The following is an 18,679-nucleotide window of genomic DNA, read 5'->3' as shown; positions in this document are numbered from 1 at the left end:
ACGGAACAGGCTGATGCCAATGTGGTCAATATTATCCCTGAGTTGGGTGTTTTAGTAGTCAGTGCTGGAGAGTGGCCCCTTGTTTACCTGAGTCAGATAAAGAAATCGGGTTTTATGGGGTAGCATGATTAAGTATATGACGCGTAATTTAGGGCTTACATTAAATAGCACAAAATGGTAAATTAAATAAACGTCAACAACTTAATAGTATGAAATGTTTAAAAAATTAACTTTACCATTGACTGCCATATTTCTTTCTGGATGTGTTCACACTACTCCTATGCCTGTTCAAATATCACAACCTGGTGACAATTTGATGTCATGCGAGTCTGTCATTTTTGAAATGGAGAAAATGCAGAATCTTGTTAAACAGAAAGATAGTGAATTGAATGGACAAATAGCGAAAAATTCAGCCTTGGGTGTCACTGGAGTGTTCTTGCTGATTCCGCTTTTCTTCATAGATACTAGCGATGCAAAAACGGTAGAAGGAAAGGCAGCAAAAGATAGGTACGAAAAACTACAGCAAATCTATCGTGATAAGAGCTGTGCAGAGAAAGAAAAAAAGTAAAAATCCTATTTTGAATGAAAGCGCCAAGTAAGGCGCTTATTTTTTTCATGGATAAGAGAATCAATAAGATTGTATTTAGATTCCACTAAACAAAAACGGGCTTGCTTAGACAAGCATTGAGTTTATTTACATGATTTAATTGGAAAAATTTAAATTTATTAACCTTGGTGGGATATGCTTCTGGCGTCCCCTGCTGGAATCGAACCAGCAATTAGCCCTTAGGAGGGGCTTGTTATATCCATTTAACTAAGGGGACATAGCTTTATTATAACGGTTTTTCATTCATAATATAAGGCGTTATAAACTGTTTGCCTATTTAGTGATCGATTGAATTGAGTACCATTCAAGTTGGATTGTCAGTAATATTGACATTATTGATGATCATCGGCGAGTCGTGCAACAAACTAATTTGCCGAATCTAGAAGGTTATTACTTGGAGAGATGTATGAAGTATCGTTTGGGCGGAATTGCTCTTGCCGCCGCATTACTAGTGGGATGCGCTAATTCATCTGATACTGTTGAACAAGGGCGTTCAGACCCATTGGAAGGTTTTAACCGTACAATGTTCAACTTTAATTATGATGTTCTTGACCCTTATGTTTTACGTCCAGTCGCGGTAGCGTGGCGTGATTATGTGCCGATGCCTGCTCGAAATGGTTTGGGTAATTTTCTGAGTAATCTCGAAGAGCCGGCTAGTATGGTAAACAGTTTCTTGCGTGGTAATCCATATCAGGGAATGAAACATTTTAATCGTTTTTTCCTGAACACCATTTTGGGTATGGGGGGGCTGATTGATGTTGCAACGATGGCAAACCCCAAATTGGCAAAAGAAGAGCCAAAACGCTTTGGGAGTACTCTGGGCTATCATAAGGTGGGGTATGGCCCTTATGTTGTATTACCGGGCTATGGCAATTTCACCCTACGTGATGAAGGGGGAAACTGGGCGGATATGACTTATCCAATGCTGAGTTATCTGACTATTTGGATGTCAGCCGGCAAGTGGGCATTTGAAGGGATCGAAAACCGTGCTCGTTTACTGGATTCTGATGGCTTGTTGAAGAACTCGTCAGATCCTTATTTGATGATGCGTGAGGCTTATTTCCAGAGCCATGATTTTATGGCAAGCGGAGGTAAACTGGAAGCCACGAAAAATCCAAATGCTGAAGCAATACAGGATGATTTAGATAGTATTGATGATTGATAACTCCTTATTGGGTTTTTAACCGCGTAGATAAAAAAGGATAGCAATGTCGCTATCCTTTTTGAGAGTGGCATATTATTAGAATGAGTAGTTGAAGTTCACACCATATAGCCAAGCAGTGCCTTTAGCGTCGAATTCATATGCGTTAGGCAACGCTTCGGACAATTTCTCTTTAACAGTGACTTTCTGACCATGCATATATGAAATACCTACATCAACAGAAGCATCTTTGTTAAATGCGTAGGTTGCACCAGCACTCAGCCAGAAACGATCTTGATCCGGAATGGAGATAGAACGGTTTTCAGCAGGAACCGGGCTGTCGTCAAAGGCGATACCTGTACGGAATGTCCAGTTGTCGTCGTGATAATAAGTTGTACCTAAAGCAATACGGTAGGCATCTTTAAAGCCTTCATGTTTACTAAACAGGACAGAGCCATCTTTATTTCTGGTCCCTTTCAGTTCGTCAAACTCACTCCAGCCTGCATATGCCAGGCTATAGTGGATAGCCCATTTAGGTGCTACGCGGTTGTAACCGGAAATCTCCCAGATATCTGGCAAATTGAGATCCAATCTACCGCCAATGGTTTGGCCTCCAGTACCCGGTAAATTTATTCCCATTTTTTGCGCCATTTGACCTAGCGCAACAGGTATGTCGTTTTTATAGTCACCGTCTTTAAACTTAATTTTAACTTTAGAACGATAAGTCAAGCTGTAGCGGTTATTTTCATCCACTTCATACATGATGCCTGCGTTCCAGCCATAGCCCCAATCTTTACCTGACAGATTAGCAACTTCATCTGTTGGTTTTATGAGACCTTTTGGCAATTTAGGGTGATACGACAGAGCACCTGCATGACGGACGATTTCTGCATCCGCATAAACAGCGTTCAGCCCTAAACCAAAGCTAAAGTGATCATTCAGCTTATAAGCACCGCTTAAGTTGAAGTTTAATGTTGTCAGGTCAGTTTTACCGCCGATAGGGCCTGCTTCATAGTTATTGCTAAAATCGGTTGCCAGGCCGAAGTTGGTAGTGACCGAAGTACCAACAAACCATTGATCATCGATTGGCATAATGAAATGTATGTTAGGTATCCAAGCGGTAGGCGCAATATTTTTAGCGTTAGTACTTTTGCCCGTTATTGGGGATTTACCGGTAATATCAACATCAGGGTTGATATAGATAGCGCCAATAGAAAATGATGGGCGATCAAACAGCGTCATTGCTGCTGGGTTACGGCTTCCTACCGTTGCGTTATCAGCGACAACGCCTTCCCCGGAAAAAGCGCGGCCCAAAGCCGAAGTAGAAAATTCATTTAACTGGAAACCAGCAGCGCCAGCATTCGATGAAATTATTGCCACTGCAACCGCTAATGCTGAACGGGTGAACAGGTTTTTCTGGTTCATAACCAAAACCCTCTTGTTTATTATTTAACTATGCCACTTATCTTAGCAAGGAGCGCAGGATTGTAGGGTCGGTTTGCCTCGCTGACAAATCAGACCAGTCGTGAAGTATAGGTCTGATAACAGTTGGTGTTGCAAGAATGTTTTCAAAATATTACCAAGTTGATATCAAAAACGCGACTCAGTTAACAAAAAAATGATTTTTGATATTAATAAAAACGTTTAAAAATGATTTTTTAAGATCAAATTTCGGCAAATAAATATTCTTTAGGGGGTAGGACGAGTTTCCCGGTAGTTAAAGGGAGATAAAATATTAAAATTCATTATGAATATTTTAGTAATGAAATTGTGACTGGCGTAAATAGGCTAAATGTCGCATAGAAAGCTTGCGAACATGTTCGAATAAGTATTGAAACCATTTAGCTATTAAATAAATTAAAGTTGCGCTTCCTCTCATTTTTGATTTATTCAGGTTTGCTATTTATAAACATTACGCTAACAATGATCTGTCAGGTCAGACCTGTCCAGATTGGTTGAAAAGTTTTTTCAGTAATTTGATTCAGTTAACGATAATCTTTCAGGAGCCGTTATGAGTCGTCCTTTAACAAAAGTGACACAGCAAGGTGATCGTATCGCCATTGTCAGTGGGCTACGCATTCCATTTGCTAAACAGGCAACATCGTATCACGGCATCCCGGCTGTGGATTTGGGTAAATCAGTCGTCAGCGAACTTGTGACTAGGAGTGGTTTACTCCCTGAAAAGATTGACCAACTGGTGTTTGGGCAAGTAGTGCAGATGCCGGAAGCGCCAAATATTGCCCGTGAAATCGTTCTTGGTGCTGGGTTAAGTGTGAGTACTGATGCTTACAGTGTATCCCGTGCGTGTGCCACTAGTTTTCAGGCGATTGCCAATGTGGCTGAAAGCATTATGGCTGGCACGGTGAACATCGGGGTTGCCGGCGGAGCGGATTCCTCGTCTGTATTGCCGATTGGTGTGACTAAATCCCTGGCTCGTACTCTGGTGGATATGAATAAGGCTAAAACGCTATCGCAACGCCTTAAACTACTTAGTCGCCTTAAATTTCGCGATTTATTGCCTGTATCTCCGGCGGTAGCGGAATATTCGACAGGTCTGCGCATGGGAGATACCGCAGAACAGATGGCGAAAACTTACCGTATCAGTCGAGAGGATCAGGATGCGTTAGCACACCGCTCCCATATTCTGGCAGCGAAAGCTTGGGAACAGGGATTGTTAGCTGATGAAGTCATGACAGCTCACTTCCCACCGTACCGCGAAGCACTGCTTGAAGATAATAATATTCGTAGAAATTCTGTACTGACCTCTTATGCGAAGCTGCGTCCGGCATTTGACTATAAATATGGTACGGTCACTGCTGCAAACAGTACACCGCTGACAGATGGTGCGGCGGCGGTCGTATTGATGCGTGAATCAGTGGCTAAGGCGTTGGGAACAAAACCGCTCGGTTATCTGCGTAGCTATGCATTCTCAGCCATTGATGTCTGGCAGGATATGTTATTAGGGCCGTCATACGCCACGCCAATAGCGCTTGATCGGGCCGGTATTACACTGAAAGATCTGACTTTAATCGATATGCATGAGGCTTTTGCGGCTCAGACGCTGGCAAACCTGAAAATGTTTGCCAGTGATGAATTTGCTCGTAATAAATTAGGGCGTGCTCAGGCAATTGGTGAAGTCGATATGGACAAATTTAATGTTTTAGGTGGTTCAATCGCTTATGGGCACCCATTCGCAGCGACAGGAGCTCGTATGGTGACGCAAGTATTGAATGAGTTGCGCCGTCGGGGCGGTGGGCTTGGGTTGACAACCGCTTGTGCTGCTGGCGGGTTGGGCACAGCTATGGTATTGGAGGTGGAATAATGACTCAGGCTCAGCATGATGCGGCACCCATCACTACGGGTACAAATCAAACTGCTTCCGTTTTCAGTTTTGATATCAGGCCAGATAAGATCGGCGTTATCACCATTAATGTGCCGGGAGAAAAGGTAAATACGCTGAAAGCAGAATTTGTTGATCAGTTTCTGAATGTTTTCAAACAAGCTCAGCAATCTTCGGGTCTTAAAGGATTAATATTAATTTCCGGTAAGCCGGATACGTTTATTGCCGGTGCCGATATTTCTATGATTGCCGGATGTAAGACTAAAGAAGATGCGCGAGATTTGGCTGAAAAGGGTCAGAAACTATTTTCTCAGATAGCTAATTATCCCTTGCCTGTCGTAGCAGCAATTCATGGCGCTTGTTTGGGCGGCGGTTTGGAATTAGCGCTTGCATGTCATTGGCGCGTCTGTTCACTGGACGATAAAACTCGTCTTGGATTACCGGAAGTTCAACTTGGGTTATTACCCGGTTCTGGCGGTACTCAGCGGTTGCCGAGACTTATTGGCGTCAGTTCAGCGTTGGATATCATTCTGACAGGTAAACAGCTACGGGCGAAACAGGCATTACGGCTCGGGTTGGTGGATGATGCTGTGCCGTTGGATATTCTGCTGGACATTGCTATTGAAAAAGTCAAAAAGGGTATTCCTGTGCGTAAGCCTTTGCCGTGGCAACAACGGTTATTAGTTGGCCCCTTGGGAAGATACTTTTTGTTTAATATCGTTCGTAAAAAGACGCTGGCGAAAACTCGTGGGCATTATCCTGCGCCTGAACGAATTATTGATGTTGTCAAAGAAGGTCTTGAAAAAGGCATGAGTCAGGGTTTACGGGCTGAGGCGGTAGCATTTGGTGAACTGGCAATGACACGGGAATCTGCTGCGTTACGTAATCTGTTTTTTGCTGCAACTTCGTTGAAGAATGAAACGGGTTCATCAGAGAGACCGGCGGAAATCAAGCGCGTTGGTATATTAGGTGGTGGCTTGATGGGCGGAGGCGTTGCGAATGTAACAGTCACTCGTGGCAAGTTGCCGGTGCGGATTAAAGATATTAATGAAAAGGGCATTAGTCAGGTATTGAAATATACTTGGGATTTGTTGTCCAAGCGGGTGAAGCAAAAACGACTACGCCCGGCAGAGCGTGCTCAGCAAATGATGCTGATTTCAGGAACGACGGATTATCGTGGTTTCGCACAAACCGATATTGTTGTTGAAGCAGTGTTTGAGGATTTGTCACTGAAACAGCAAATGGTGGCAGAAATTGAAACGAATGCTAAACCAGAGACCATATTTGCATCTAATACATCTTCACTACCTATCCATCAGATTGCTGAAAAAGCCCAACGACCAGAACAGGTTATTGGTCTGCATTATTTTAGTCCAGTGGATAAGATGCCGCTGGTGGAGGTTATTCCACATCAAGGAACTAGTGAGAAAACGATTGCTACAGCCGTTGCTTTGGCGAAGAAACAGGGTAAAACCGCTATTGTGGTGGGTGATAAAGCCGGGTTTTATGTAAACCGGATTCTTGTCCCTTATATTAGTGAAGCCGCTCATTGTCTGGTAGCAGGAGAACCTGTTGACCATATCGATGGAGCACTGGTTAATTTTGGTTTTCCGGTAGGGCCGATTAATTTATTGGATGAAGTAGGTATTGATGTTGGCACCAAAATCATGCCGATTCTGGTAGAGCAACTAGGTCCGCGTTTTGCTGCGCCTGAATCTCTCGATGCTGTACTGCAAGATGGTCGCAAGGGTAGGAAAAATGGCCGTGGTTTCTATTTGTATGCATCAGAGGCCAGAAAATTCTGGCAGTTTGGTAAGAAAGGCAAAAAAGTTGATAGCTCGATTTATAACTTACTGAATATAACACCTGAGTCGCATATGCTCTCGTCAGAAATCGCTCAGCGTTGTGTGATGCTAATGCTTAATGAAGCTGTTCGTTGTCTGGATGAAGGTATTATCAGAAGTCCGCGTGATGGTGATATTGGGGCGGTATTTGGCATAGGTTTTCCGCCATTCTTTGGTGGTCCATTCCGTTATATTGATAGCCTTGGTTGTGCCAGAGTGGTGGAGATTCTGCGTAGGCTGGAAAGCCAGTATGGAGACAGATTTGTACCTTGTGAATGTTTAGTGAAAATGGCTGAACAGAATAAAAGTTTTTATCCATAGTGGCCTGTGCTGCATTGATGAAAAAATGATTTCCGGTGCCGTTGAGGCACCGGAATTGTATTGAGTATTTTTGAATGAAAAAGATCTCTTTATAGATTTAAGCAACATCCATTGAGTTGTCGTTCAACCATTTTATTTATTTTGAGTAGAATGCTTGTTCACTATCTTTGAAATGTTTTTGTAGTAACAATTTTTATTGTATAACTCAGGTCGGGATTGCTGATATTTGTTAGCGGTAGAATAACTGCACTTACTCATTCATACGGTGGACTATGCAAATTTTTATTATGCGTCATGGTGACGCGGCTTTAGATGCAATGAGCGATGCCGCCCGGCAACTGACTCCTCGCGGTTGTGATGAATCGCAAAAAATGGCTTGTTGGTTAGCACAGCAAAAGCATCAAATTGATCTTGTATTGGTGAGTCCTTATATTCGCGCTGAACAGACGTTACAGATTGTTCGTAAATCTTTATCTTTACCAGACAGTGAAGAAGTATTGCTGGGGTTAACGCCATCAGGTGATGCTGCTACAGCGAGTAGTTATCTCCAGTTTCTTGCTGAGCAAGGTCATAACGCTGTTTTAGTTGTCTCTCATTTACCATTAGTCAGCTACTTAGTTGCTGAGCTATGTCCGGCAGAAACACCACCGATGTTTGCAACTTCTGCAATGATATGTGTAGATTTAAACAGCCAGACTGGCAAAGGGACTCTTGTCTGGCAGGTCAGTCCGTCACAATTAGCAGAAAAAGCCTAATAATCCAGCAATGTATATACCCTATGGAAAGATAACGGGTATAGGCTCAAGGCTCATCAAGTTCGATCAGCATTAATAGTGCGGCGTTGCCGCCCCATTCCTTTGGCGCTTGATGGAAGGCTATGATATCTGGGTGTTGAGCTAACCACAGAGGTGTTTGCTGTTTGAGAATGTGTTTTCCGTGACCGTGCATGATGCAGGCACAATAGACATGTTCACGACGGCAAGCAGCGATCAATGCCCCAATTTCCTGTTTGGCCTGCATTTGAGTTAGTCCGTGTAAATCAAGAAACAGCTCTGGCGAATAGTCACCTCGACGTAATTTCTTCAATTCGTAATGGTTTGTATCTCCCCTTACATAACGGGTAGGACCCTCGGTATCAAGGTTAGGCTGAAATTCATCAGAAAAATAGTAGCTGGCATCAATTTGTTCTTGCTGGACTCGTTCAGGGGCAATATAGCTGATTTTTTTTCTTCTGGGAGAATGTAAGACGGTATCCTGGTTAATGCGTTTGGTGCCTGCTACCGATTGTTGAAATAAGTGAATTTCTTCCTCATTCAGGGAGTATTTATTTTTCATCATTGCTCAGTTAATTAAACCATTTTGTGACAAGTGTACTGCATCTTTTTAACTATTAAACCTAATTATGCTTAATAAAACCTGATTTTACCGAGTTTGTGGTTTAAAAATGCTGATAAGAAGGCATATTTCGGTAGTTAACAAAATAATTTGACAATAACAGTTGGTTGGAAATTAAATGTATATACAACTAGAAACCTGATTTATCAGATATAGACCAATAACAGGATGCTAATCATGGCGATAGAACTGCGTGATACTGATATCATCTGGCGCAATGCAAGACTGGCAACAATGGACCCTGCTGTCAATGCAGCTTACGGATTATTAAAAGAATATGATCTTCTGGTACGTGATGACAAAATTTTAGCTATTTTACCCACCGCAACATTACAGACGAATTGCTGTCAGGTTATTGATGTTCAACAACGCCTAATTACCCCTGGTTTAATCGATTGTCACACCCATTTAGTGTTTAGTGGTAACCGGGCTTATGAGTGGGAACAGCGTTTAAATGGTATGTCTTATGCTGAGCTTAGTGCTCAAGGAGGGGGGATTAACGCGACAGTTTCTGCGACTCGGGCCAGTTCTCATGAACAACTTGAACGTTCTGCGCAGCAGCGTCTTGCTGCATTTATGGCCGAAGGTGTAACGACTATTGAGATTAAATCGGGTTATGGATTAAATCTGGAAAATGAAGAAAAGTTGCTACAAGTTACGCAAAACTTGGCGCGACATAATCCGATAGAAATCAGCCCCACATTGCTAGCGGCTCATACTTGTCCACCTGAATATAAGCATAATTCTGACGCTTATATGGATCTGATTTGCGAAGATATCCTGCCACAACTCTGGCAAAAAGGGTTGTTTGAGGCAGTAGATGTTTTTTGTGAAAGTGTAGGATTTACCCTGGCACAAACTGAACGACTCTTTCAGGAAGCACAACGTTGGAATATCCCAGTAAAAGGTCATGTGGAGCAGTTATCTCATTTAGGCGGAAGTGAACTGGTCGCTCGCTATCATGGTCTTTCTGTGGATCATATTGAATACTTGGATCAGGCGGGAGTTGAGGCGCTCAGTCACAGTGGCACGGTAGCTGTTTTGCTTCCTGGTGCGTTCTACTTTTTGCAGGAAACACAGCGCCCGCCTATCGATTTATTGCGGCAGTTTAATGTGCCGATAGCCGTATCTACCGATTTTAATCCTGGAACCAGCCCATTTGCTTCTTTGCGAATGGCTATGAATATGGCGTGTGTCCAATTTGGATTGACTCCTGAAGAGGTATGGCTGGGTGTAACCCGGCATGCGGCTCGTGCATTGGGTAGAGAGCAGAGTCACGGACAGTTGCGTGCGGGAGCTTACGCCGATTTTGTTGTTTGGGATGCGGAAAATCCCGTTGATATTTTTTATGAGTTGGGTCATAACCCTTTGAATACCAGAGTATTTCGTGGCGTTATGACTTATTCCAACATATAAACAAATAAGGAGCAGTAAATGAATTTATGGCATGCTACTTCGCCGACTATTTGGCAAGGACGAAATGATTTGGCAGAAGCGGATAATGCACTTCGGCTTTTTCAAACAGTTAAACTATCTCCGTATTTTGCGCCGGAAGAATTCTCTCACTATATTGCTCTATTAGGGTTTGAATGTGATGAAGGTGTAAAACGTAATCAAGGGAGGCCAGGCGCCAATCAAGGTCCTGATTATTTGCGGCAATCGCTGGCAAATATGGCTAGTCATAAAGGGCATGATCGATTGGTGGACTTGGGAAGTATTCGTGCTAATCCCAATCAATTATGTGAGGCGCAACAAGCCTTATCTGACGCCGTTACCCAATGCCAGCGTCAGAATGTACGTACTTTGGTATTGGGTGGTGGACATGAAACGGCTTTTGCTCATGGTGTTGGAATTTATGATGCTTTTCCACATCAACGTGTTGGTATTATTAACTTTGATGCTCATCTCGATTTACGGCGGTCGCCGCAGCCCACTTCTGGCACACCATTTCGTCAACTTGCTGAATATTGTCAGCAACATCAACGCCAGTTTCACTATACTTGCATTGGCGCAAGTTTGGCATCTAATACTCAGGCATTGGTGGATGAGGCAAACAATTTGAATGCCACGATTATCTGGGATGATCAATGTCGTGAAACTATGCTGGACAAGGTGCGACAGCAAATACAAGATATACTCCAGCAAGTTGATTTGATTTATATGACGATCGATTTGGATGTATTACCTGCTTATCAGATGCCAGCTGTCTCTGCGCCAGCCGCATTGGGGATGCCATTAGAGCGCCTTTTGCAATTAGTTCAGCCAATTTGTCAGAGCGGTAAACTACAGGCGGCTGATTTGGTTGAACTCAATCCAATATTTGATATGCAAGGCATAGGTGGAAAAGCAGCGGCGCGTATTGCCTGGCAATTAGCACATTGGTGGTATTGATTATCTAGAATAACAGTACTATTGTGTTTTTTATTTTGGCAAAGATAGCCTGATAAAGTGAATGTAATTAATCACTTAACATTTTTACAGCATAAGGAATTTATTGTGACGACGCACTTATCAGGATCATTTGCCAAACCTGCGCCTCTGTATGCCAGAGTGAAACAATCTATCATTGAAAAAATTTATACTGGTGAATGGAAATCAAATGATCGTGTTCCCTCTGAAGCTGAATTGGTTAAACAATTTAACTGTAGCCGTATGACCGCCAACCGCGCGTTGCGTGAGTTGACCGCTGAAGGGCTATTAGTACGGCTGCAAGGCGTGGGATCGTTTGTTGCTGAACCGAAGGGACAATCTGCGCTGTTCGAAATTCACAGCATTGCTGATGAGATTTCAGCTCGTTCTCATCAGCATCGCTGTAAAATCTTAAAATTATCTGAGCTGAATGCGGATGTGAAACAGGCCGCTGAATTGGATATTATCGTCGGTACGCCGATTTACCATTCAGTTATTATCCACTATGAAAACGATGTTCCTGTTCAGATAGAAGATCGTTATGTCAATGCTCAAGCGGCTCCTGGCTATTTGCAACAGGATTTTACCAAGCTTACGCCACACGATTATTTGTCAATGATTGCCCCATTAACGGAAGGTGAACACATTGTGGAAGCGATTGCTGGCGATCCACGATCCTGTAAGTTGTTGCAAATTGAGTCGGAAGCTCCCTGTTTATTAATTAGTCGTCGAACTTGGTCGACTCATTACACTGTTTCCAGTGCCAGGCTGCTATTTCCCGGTAACCGCTATAAATTGAAAGGGCGTTTCAGTTCATAGCGATATCCTTATTATTCACAACTGATTTTTTCCGTATGAGCTGATAGGGTTGCCATAGATTATTACCTTCGTAATGAATTAATGCGATTTCATGTATTTTATCCGTCCCATTTATGGCAACCGTATTAGTAAGGGCATTAAATAAAGGGAGGTCAGAGTCAGAATCACCATAAGCAACGCACTTTTCCAAATTCAGCTCATATTCCTGTACATACTTTTTTAATATCTGTAATTTGGTATTAATCTGACGGGGCCAGCAATGCCGGCCCCGTAAACCATAATCAAGTTATATTGATATTATCCTTAATTAACCGCGTGTTGATTATTTTTTCGCTGATAATCGAAACAGCTTCAATAATATTTTCATGATAATAATCATTAAGCAATGTAATCACTAATGGATTGACTGTCCATTGGGAGATATTATTATCCGATATTTTTGTTATCAATTTACCCATAGCTAATTGAATTTCATCTATGCAATATGGTGTCATTTGGCCTGCTTTAAATAGGATAATATTGGTATAAGATAATTTCCCGCTTAAATTGCAGTTAGTCATTCTATGTTCAAATGGTATTGCTGCCAAAACTTTATTAATATAGGTATCACTTGCCCCCATTTTTCGCAATTTTACAATGATGGGACCATGTTCACTTGATATAGCTAAGTTATCTCTGAACTCTTTTATCTCATCATTATTGATTATAGTATCTAACAAGAACAATTGAATTTCTTTTGCGCCTAGCTGTTCTAATTGAAATGCAATCTCCATCGCTAATTGTCCACCTAATGACCATCCTAAGATGCGAATAGGTTGATCAATAGAAGTTTCAGTCAGAATTAACTCCTTATAAATTTGAGCTATTTGGTATAGTGAATCTATCTGATTATCTGTACAGAGATTATAATTATCGATACCTATGCAGTTATACGTACTAGATAAATTATTTGCCAGAAATTCATAGACTTCACTACCTGCATTAGCAGGATGAACCATAAACAGCTTATTTGTTGCCGTTGATTTTGGTGTTAATAAATTAAGCAAGCTGGGTTTTGTATTACCTGTTTCCAACCATTGGGATAATAGAGAAATGCATTTGCAACTAAATAAAATATTTAAAGGAATATCAACCCCCATTTCATGACGTATCGCCGTGGTCAGCTTAATTGCCGTCAGGGAGTTTCCCCCGATGCGGAAGAAATTGTCATCAATACCCACCCGCTCCAACCCTAATACGGCTTGCCAAATGGCACAGAGCCGAGTTTCCAGTGTATCGCGAGGCGCTACATAGTGGTCTTTATTACCCCAGAGCGGCGCGGGTAATGCCCGCCGATCCACTTTGCCATTCAGGGTCAAGGGTACTGCTTCAATACGGGTAAAACTGGCAGGCACCATATGTTCTGGCAGGTGGGAAGATAAGTGCCTGACGAGCTCATCGTCTGAGAGTTTCCCTTCCGTCACTAGATACGCCGCTAGTACTTTATGGCCGTTATGCTTATAGTCGATCACCACCGCCTGTTTTACCTGTGGGAGCAACGTGAGTGCAGTTTCAATTTCACCCAATTCTATGCGGTAACCACGGATTTTGACTTGGAAGTCATTGCGTCCGAGATATTCCAGATTGCCATCCGGCCGCCAGCGGACTAAATCGCCGGTTTTATACAAACGGGTATAACCGTGAACCTTGTCTGCTGCGGTGGCAAAGGGGTTTTCTACAAAACGTTCGGCGGTCAGTTCCGGCCGGTTTAAATACCCCCGTGCCAGCCCGGCTCCGCCGATATACAGCTCTCCCGGAACGCCGACAGGAGACAGATTGCCATGACTATCAAGAACGTAAAGGCGGGTGTTATTAATCGCTTTACCAATGTTTGTTGCAATATCTCCACGTTGATACTGCTTTCCTGTCGCACAAACGGTCACTTCTGTTGGGCCGTAAGCATTCAGTATGCCGTTGTGTTGGCTGAAATATTCAAGAAAATCGGAAGAAGGTGATTCGCCGGCGGTCACTAATAATTGCAAGGAAGGTAAGTGTGAGCCAATTAACAGTTTGAGTATGGCTGGCGGTAAGGTCGCTATCTCAATGTGTTCTCGTTGAATGAGTGTTTCAATTGCCTGGGCATGACGTTCTGTTTCGCTGCAAAGATAAAGCGTCAGACCATTAAATAAACTGGGGAAGAGTTCGAAAACAGAGCCATCGAACACATAGGCGGCAAACATTAAGGATTTTTTTCTCTTGGCGGCATCAAAGATTTCTGCCTGTGCCGCTGCCATATGAGCCACATTTTTGTGCTCAATCATGACGCCTTTCGGCAGGCCGGTGGTGCCTGAGGTATAGATAATATAGGCCAAATCTGAGGGTTGGTTTACCGATGTAGGATTGTCCACAGGCTGGCCTGCGGTGATTATCGGATCATCCGCCGCTATCAGCATCCGTTGTTTTGCGCATGTTTGCGTGTCTGTCTCCAGCGTTGCCAGATAATTTTGCTGAGTGACGACACAGGGTGATTGGGTATCGTCTAAAATAAACCGAACCCTCTCTAATGGATATTCAGGGGAAATGGGCACATAAGCGCCACCGGCTTTCAGTACCGCTAAAATACTGATGACCATTTCCAGACTGCGGTCGAGGTAGAGGGCGATGGGGGTATCCGCTTGCACAGGGACATTATGGTGTTGCTGATAACGTTCACGGATAAGATAAGCTAGCTGGTTTGCCCGTTCATTAAGCTGGCGGTAGGTCAGGGATTCGCCTTCAAACACCAGCGCCACGTTATCCGGTATCCTTTCCGCTTGGGCTTCAAACAGTTGTTGCAGGGTTTTATCCTGCGGGTAAGGCGCATCGGTTTGATTCCAGCGGTGCAGCAGGGTATGACGCTCTGCTTCGCTGAGGAAGGTGATTGATGTATGTGATTGGTTTGGGTTGCATGCCACTGCGTGCAGGATACGTTCAAGCTGACTCAGTATGCGCAGTGTCTGTGCTTCTGTCAGCCAGTCTTTGCCATAACTGAATTTGATGATGAGACTGTTATTGTGCTCATAAGCTACCAGCGATACCGGATAATCCGCTTTTTCGACGGCCTGACGGAATGTCAGGGTATGTTCTATACCTGCTGGATTTTCGCTTACCGAGGGAGCAGGGTAGTTTTCAAATACCAGTAAGCTGTGAAACAATCGTTCCCCGTCGGATTGTAAGCTCGCCAGCGAGATAGCACTGTGGCTGTTGAGGGCAGCGATAGCCGTCTGAATATCCTGTAGAACCGCCGCTATACTGTCTGTTGGATGCCATTGCACTATCAGCGGCAAAGTATTGATATATAGGCCAACACTGGATTCAATCCCCACCACCGGAACATCGCGGCCGGAGACGGTGGTGCCGACAAGGGTCTGTGTATCGCCCGTGTAGCTGTGCAAGAGTTTATGCCAGGCAAATTGCAGGGCCACATTTAGCGTCACCCCTTGTGTTCGGCACATATCTTTAAGCTGCGTATAAGCGCCGCCTTGAACAATGAGTTCCTGTTCTGCCGGGTTTTCAACGCTTTTTATCTGGGCTAAATCGACGCGATGACTTAACAACGCAGAAAAATCATTGGCGTCCTGAAATTGGGCTTTGCGTGCCGCCCAATAGGTGTCTGACTCGGCTTGATGATCCAGATGATATTGTTGGGTTGCCAGATAAGTTTGTTCCACCACAATCTGGGGTTTTTGCCCCTTTATCAATTGGTTGTAATACTCATGCACAGCTTGTAATAAAATCGGGTTACTCCAGCCATCGGCAATGCAATGATGTTGCGTAAGCAGTAGGGTAGCTAACTGTTCATCCTGCCTGATGAGAGTGAAGCGGATTAATCCGGGCTGACTTAAATCAAAAGGCAGAGTACGGTCATGTTGTTGAACTTCGTTAATCGCCTTATCTCGGTCTTCTTTTGGTAATTGACTGATATCTTTGAACTTGAAGTTCGATGGTCCAATACTGGCGCCGGTTGTTACGATTTGTAATATTTTTCCTTCCCAATCAAATGCGGTTCTGAGAATGGGGAAACGCAGTGAAGCCAGTGACCAGGCTTGTTGATAAACGGCAAAGTTGATATTGGTGTGATAATCCAATAGCAATTGTACTCGATAGGCATCATCCTGTGGTTGAGTCAGATGATGATAAACAAACCCTTGTTGTAAGCTGGTGGCAGGGAATATCTTTTCAATTTTATTTCTGGAGGAGACGATTGGAGTATTCGAACCAGAATGATTTTCATTAAAAGAAAAATTTTTAAAGTCATTTTCAGAGAAAATACTTCTTTCATTTAAAAAATCTAAAATGTTTTCTTTTCTCTGTTTAACCTTATCAATAAGTTGGGAGGGAGGAGTTTCCCCGGTAAACGCCAGTTTCAACTTATTCTCACTGGCCCATATTGATATATGATTTTTACTGAGTTCTTTAAATAGTATCAGCATCTTTTACACGTCCAAAATAGTTTTCTTTTCTGAGAGATAGTCTGCATTTTCATGATTCACATGATCAAAACGATGAATGAGCTGATTTAGCTGTTTCATTGAAATGTCTTTGAATCCGTAATCACTGGGGGTTTTTATTCCGCCTAATTGAGCCTGCTTTTGACCAGTCGCAATGATGTTATTCAGTGCTTGCTCAAATGCTATGATGAACATCTCTGTCCGGGTTTGTGGTAAGCGGGAATCCACGCTGAATTGCAGTTTTCCCGCCTGAACCGCGCCATTAATGCTCAATAGTAAGTGGTTGATATTTTTGCTGTCTGACACAGACCCACAATCATCGTTGGTTATGGACCAATCTTGATAGCTGGCTCCCCCTAACTGGCCAAGGTAGTTGAAACTGATGGCCGGTAGATTGCCAGTGAGGTATCCCGCTTGATGTAACGCACTGTAACCAATACCTTTATTCGGTACGCCACGAAGCATTTCTTTGGTGTGGATGATGGTTTCTGCAATATCAGTATGCATTTCCAGGCGGACAGGGTACGTAGTTGTAAACCAGCCAACGGTTTCGGAAAGATCTAATGTGTCGTCAATGGATTCCCGTCCATGTCCTTCCAGAGTGATGTAGTTTACCGCTTGGGAGAAAGTCTCCTGTAAGGCCAGTGTCAATGCGCTTAACAGTAAATCGTTAATTTCAGTGTGATAACCGGTATTGGCTTCATGTAGTAGCATGTCCGTCATTTCGGCAGAAATGCTTAACAGGTGCTGAGTGATGTTATCCTGCGTGGGTTTGGTATCGTTTTCTATTATTACCTGTTGCCAGTAGGGTATTTCATCCTGATGCTGCTGTGCATAATGATGGACTGTCGCTACCCATTGTCGATAACTGCTGGTCTTCGGTGGTAAGGTCATCTCTTGTAATAACAGACGCATATGTTCAGCAATAATCCGCCAGGAGACGGCATCAATAATCAGATGGTGGAATGCGAAGAATAGTCTGGCACTGCCGTCCGTGTATCCGGTCAGATGACCTGCTTGCCATAATGGCCCGTTGTTGTAATCGAACCCACTTTGCCATTGGGTTAGTTGTTGATGTAATGTTTCCTTATTTAATCCCCTGATATCACAGTGATGTAAAATAGAATATGAAGATGGCATTTCTGCGGAATAGCACTGACGGTAGCCGTTTTGGGTATCTACAAAACGGGTACGTAGCATATCGTGATGTTCAGCCAGCATTATCAGAGCCTGTTCAATCTGTGAAGATTTGATATTCCCGGGGATCTGAATCATAAATGCCTGATTCCAATGATGTGGATTTGGCCAATTCCAATCGAAGAAGGTCTGCTGGATAGGCAACAGGCCAAATTCCCCGCTTAACAATCCCTGCTCTGAGAGCACGTTAACGGTAGATGATGAGAGGGCTAGCAATTGGGCTAACCGGGCCACTGTTGGTGCTTCAAAAATTGATTTAACTTGAAGGGAAAAGCCCGCCTGACGTAGTTTTGAGACCAATTGGATACTGACAATGGAATCACCGCCAATGCGGAAAAAGTTATCTTCAATACCAATGCGTTCCAGTCCCAACACGTCCTGCCAAATGGTACAGAGCTGAGTTTCCAGCGTATTGCGGGGTGCGACATAGCTATCTCGATCTTCCCAGATTGGTTCAGGTAAGGCGTGGCGATCCAGTTTGCCGTTCAGAGTCAGAGGAACGGACTTAATACGGGTGAAGTTGGCCGGTAGCATGTATTCCGGCAAGCGGGAAGAGAGATGTTTTATCAGGCTGTCATCAGACAATTCCCCTGTCGTCACCAGATACGCGACCAGTATTTTGTGGCCGTTATGCTCATGGTCAATCACCACCGACTGTTTGACTTGAGAATGAGCCGCAAGGGCCGTCTCAATTTCGCCCAATTCAATGCGATAACCACGAATTTTAACCTGAAAATCATTGCGCCCCAGATATTCCAGAGTGCCATCCGGCCGCCAGCGGACTAGATCGCCGGTTTTATACAGACGGGTATACCCTTTGGTTTTATCCGCTGTGGTGGCAAAGGGATTCGCCACAAAACGTTCGGCGGTCAGTTCCGGTCGGTTTAAATACCCCCGCGCCAGCCCGGCTCCACCGATATACAGTTCTCCCGGAGCACCGATAGGAGACAGATTGCCGTGATTATCAAGAACATAAAGGCGGACATTATTAATCGCTTTACCAATGTTTGTTGCAATATCCCCCCGTTGATACAGCTTCCCTGTCGCACAAACGGTCGCTTCTGTCGGGCCGTAAGCATTCAGTATGCCGTTGTGTTGACTGAAATATTCAAGAAAATCGGAAGAAGGTGATTCGCC

The 18,679-nt window shown here is 43.7% G+C and carries 13 protein-coding genes and 1 tRNA gene; 8 read left to right on the top strand and 6 right to left on the bottom strand.

What is annotated here, in order from left to right; genetic code table 11:
- Positions 1–316 precede the first annotated feature (316 nt).
- Positions 317–568 (top strand): hypothetical protein, encoded by a 252-nt coding sequence (locus C6H66_RS01495; protein ID WP_049789783.1) that lies wholly within the window; start codon positions 317–319, stop codon positions 566–568.
- Between the two features lie 181 nt (positions 569–749).
- Here C6H66_RS01495 and C6H66_RS01490 read toward each other — a convergent pair.
- Positions 750–824: transfer RNA gene (locus tag C6H66_RS01490), tRNA-Arg, on the bottom strand.
- Between the two features lie 189 nt (positions 825–1,013).
- On the opposite strand from C6H66_RS01490, the gene mlaA reads away from it, so the two are divergent.
- Positions 1,014–1,769, top strand: a complete 756-nt coding sequence (gene mlaA / locus C6H66_RS01485) for a phospholipid-binding lipoprotein MlaA (RefSeq protein WP_036777690.1) — start codon at positions 1,014–1,016, stop codon at positions 1,767–1,769.
- 78 nt (positions 1,770–1,847) lie between these two features.
- On the opposite strand, the gene fadL is transcribed toward mlaA, so the two are convergent.
- Positions 1,848–3,173 (bottom strand): long-chain fatty acid transporter FadL, encoded by a 1,326-nt coding sequence (gene fadL / locus C6H66_RS01480; RefSeq protein ID WP_105394612.1) that lies wholly within the window; start codon positions 3,171–3,173, stop codon positions 1,848–1,850.
- Between the two features lie 586 nt (positions 3,174–3,759).
- On the opposite strand from fadL, the gene fadI reads away from it, so the two are divergent.
- The 3 genes from fadI (at position 3,760) to sixA (ending at position 8,008) form a co-directional block, all read left to right on the top strand.
- Complete coding sequence (gene fadI / locus C6H66_RS01475; RefSeq protein WP_105394611.1) at positions 3,760–5,070, top strand: acetyl-CoA C-acyltransferase FadI; 1,311 nt, start codon at positions 3,760–3,762, stop codon at positions 5,068–5,070.
- Positions 5,070–7,253, top strand: a complete 2,184-nt coding sequence (gene fadJ, locus C6H66_RS01470; RefSeq protein WP_105394610.1) for a fatty acid oxidation complex subunit alpha FadJ — start codon at positions 5,070–5,072, stop codon at positions 7,251–7,253. Before fadI ends, fadJ begins: the two co-directional genes overlap by 1 nt.
- A 272-nt stretch (positions 7,254–7,525) precedes the next feature.
- Positions 7,526–8,008 carry a phosphohistidine phosphatase SixA gene (sixA, locus tag C6H66_RS01465; RefSeq protein WP_036777700.1) on the top strand — a complete coding sequence of 161 codons (483 nt, stop codon included), beginning with the start codon at positions 7,526–7,528 and terminating at the stop codon, positions 8,006–8,008.
- Positions 8,009–8,054: 46 nt separating this feature from the next.
- Here sixA and smrB read toward each other — a convergent pair whose 3' ends face one another.
- On the bottom strand, positions 8,055–8,588 hold the full coding sequence (smrB, locus tag C6H66_RS01460; protein WP_065390313.1) for an endonuclease SmrB: 534 nt from the start codon (positions 8,586–8,588) through the stop codon (positions 8,055–8,057).
- A 237-nt stretch (positions 8,589–8,825) separates the two neighbouring features.
- On the opposite strand from smrB, the gene hutI reads away from it, so the two are divergent.
- The 3 genes from hutI (at position 8,826) to hutC (ending at position 11,876) form a co-directional block, all read left to right on the top strand.
- Positions 8,826–10,064, top strand: a complete 1,239-nt coding sequence (gene hutI, locus C6H66_RS01455; RefSeq protein ID WP_105394609.1) for an imidazolonepropionase — start codon at positions 8,826–8,828, stop codon at positions 10,062–10,064.
- An 18-nt stretch (positions 10,065–10,082) separates the two neighbouring features.
- On the top strand, positions 10,083–11,039 hold the full coding sequence (hutG, locus tag C6H66_RS01450; protein WP_046394625.1) for a formimidoylglutamase: 957 nt from the start codon (positions 10,083–10,085) through the stop codon (positions 11,037–11,039).
- 105 nt (positions 11,040–11,144) lie between these two features.
- A complete protein-coding gene (gene hutC / locus C6H66_RS01445; protein WP_181150133.1) occupies positions 11,145–11,876 on the top strand; it encodes a histidine utilization transcriptional repressor HutC in 732 nt (243 codons plus the stop codon).
- On the opposite strand, the gene C6H66_RS27545 is transcribed toward hutC, so the two are convergent.
- The 3 genes from C6H66_RS27545 to C6H66_RS01430 all read right to left on the bottom strand — a co-directional run.
- Positions 11,866–12,102 (bottom strand): HAD hydrolase family protein, encoded by a 237-nt coding sequence (locus tag C6H66_RS27545; RefSeq protein WP_422615607.1) that lies wholly within the window; start codon positions 12,100–12,102, stop codon positions 11,866–11,868. The two genes, hutC and C6H66_RS27545, sit on opposite strands and share 11 nt — an antisense overlap.
- Positions 12,103–12,157: 55 nt before the next feature.
- Positions 12,158–16,327: a non-ribosomal peptide synthetase gene (locus C6H66_RS01435; RefSeq protein WP_105394608.1), complete on the bottom strand. Its 4,170-nt coding sequence runs from the start codon at positions 16,325–16,327 to the stop codon at positions 12,158–12,160.
- 3 nt (positions 16,328–16,330) lie between these two features.
- Positions 16,331–18,679, bottom strand: a 2,349-nt coding sequence (locus tag C6H66_RS01430; protein WP_146111009.1) for a condensation domain-containing protein, incomplete at its 5' end; no start/stop codon positions are given.

Source organism: Photorhabdus hindustanensis (assembly GCF_002968995.1).
Lineage (GTDB): Bacteria > Pseudomonadota > Gammaproteobacteria > Enterobacterales > Enterobacteriaceae > Photorhabdus > Photorhabdus akhurstii.
The sequence above is the reverse complement of the archived record's forward strand: the minus strand, read 5'-3'. Positions and strand labels throughout refer to the sequence as shown.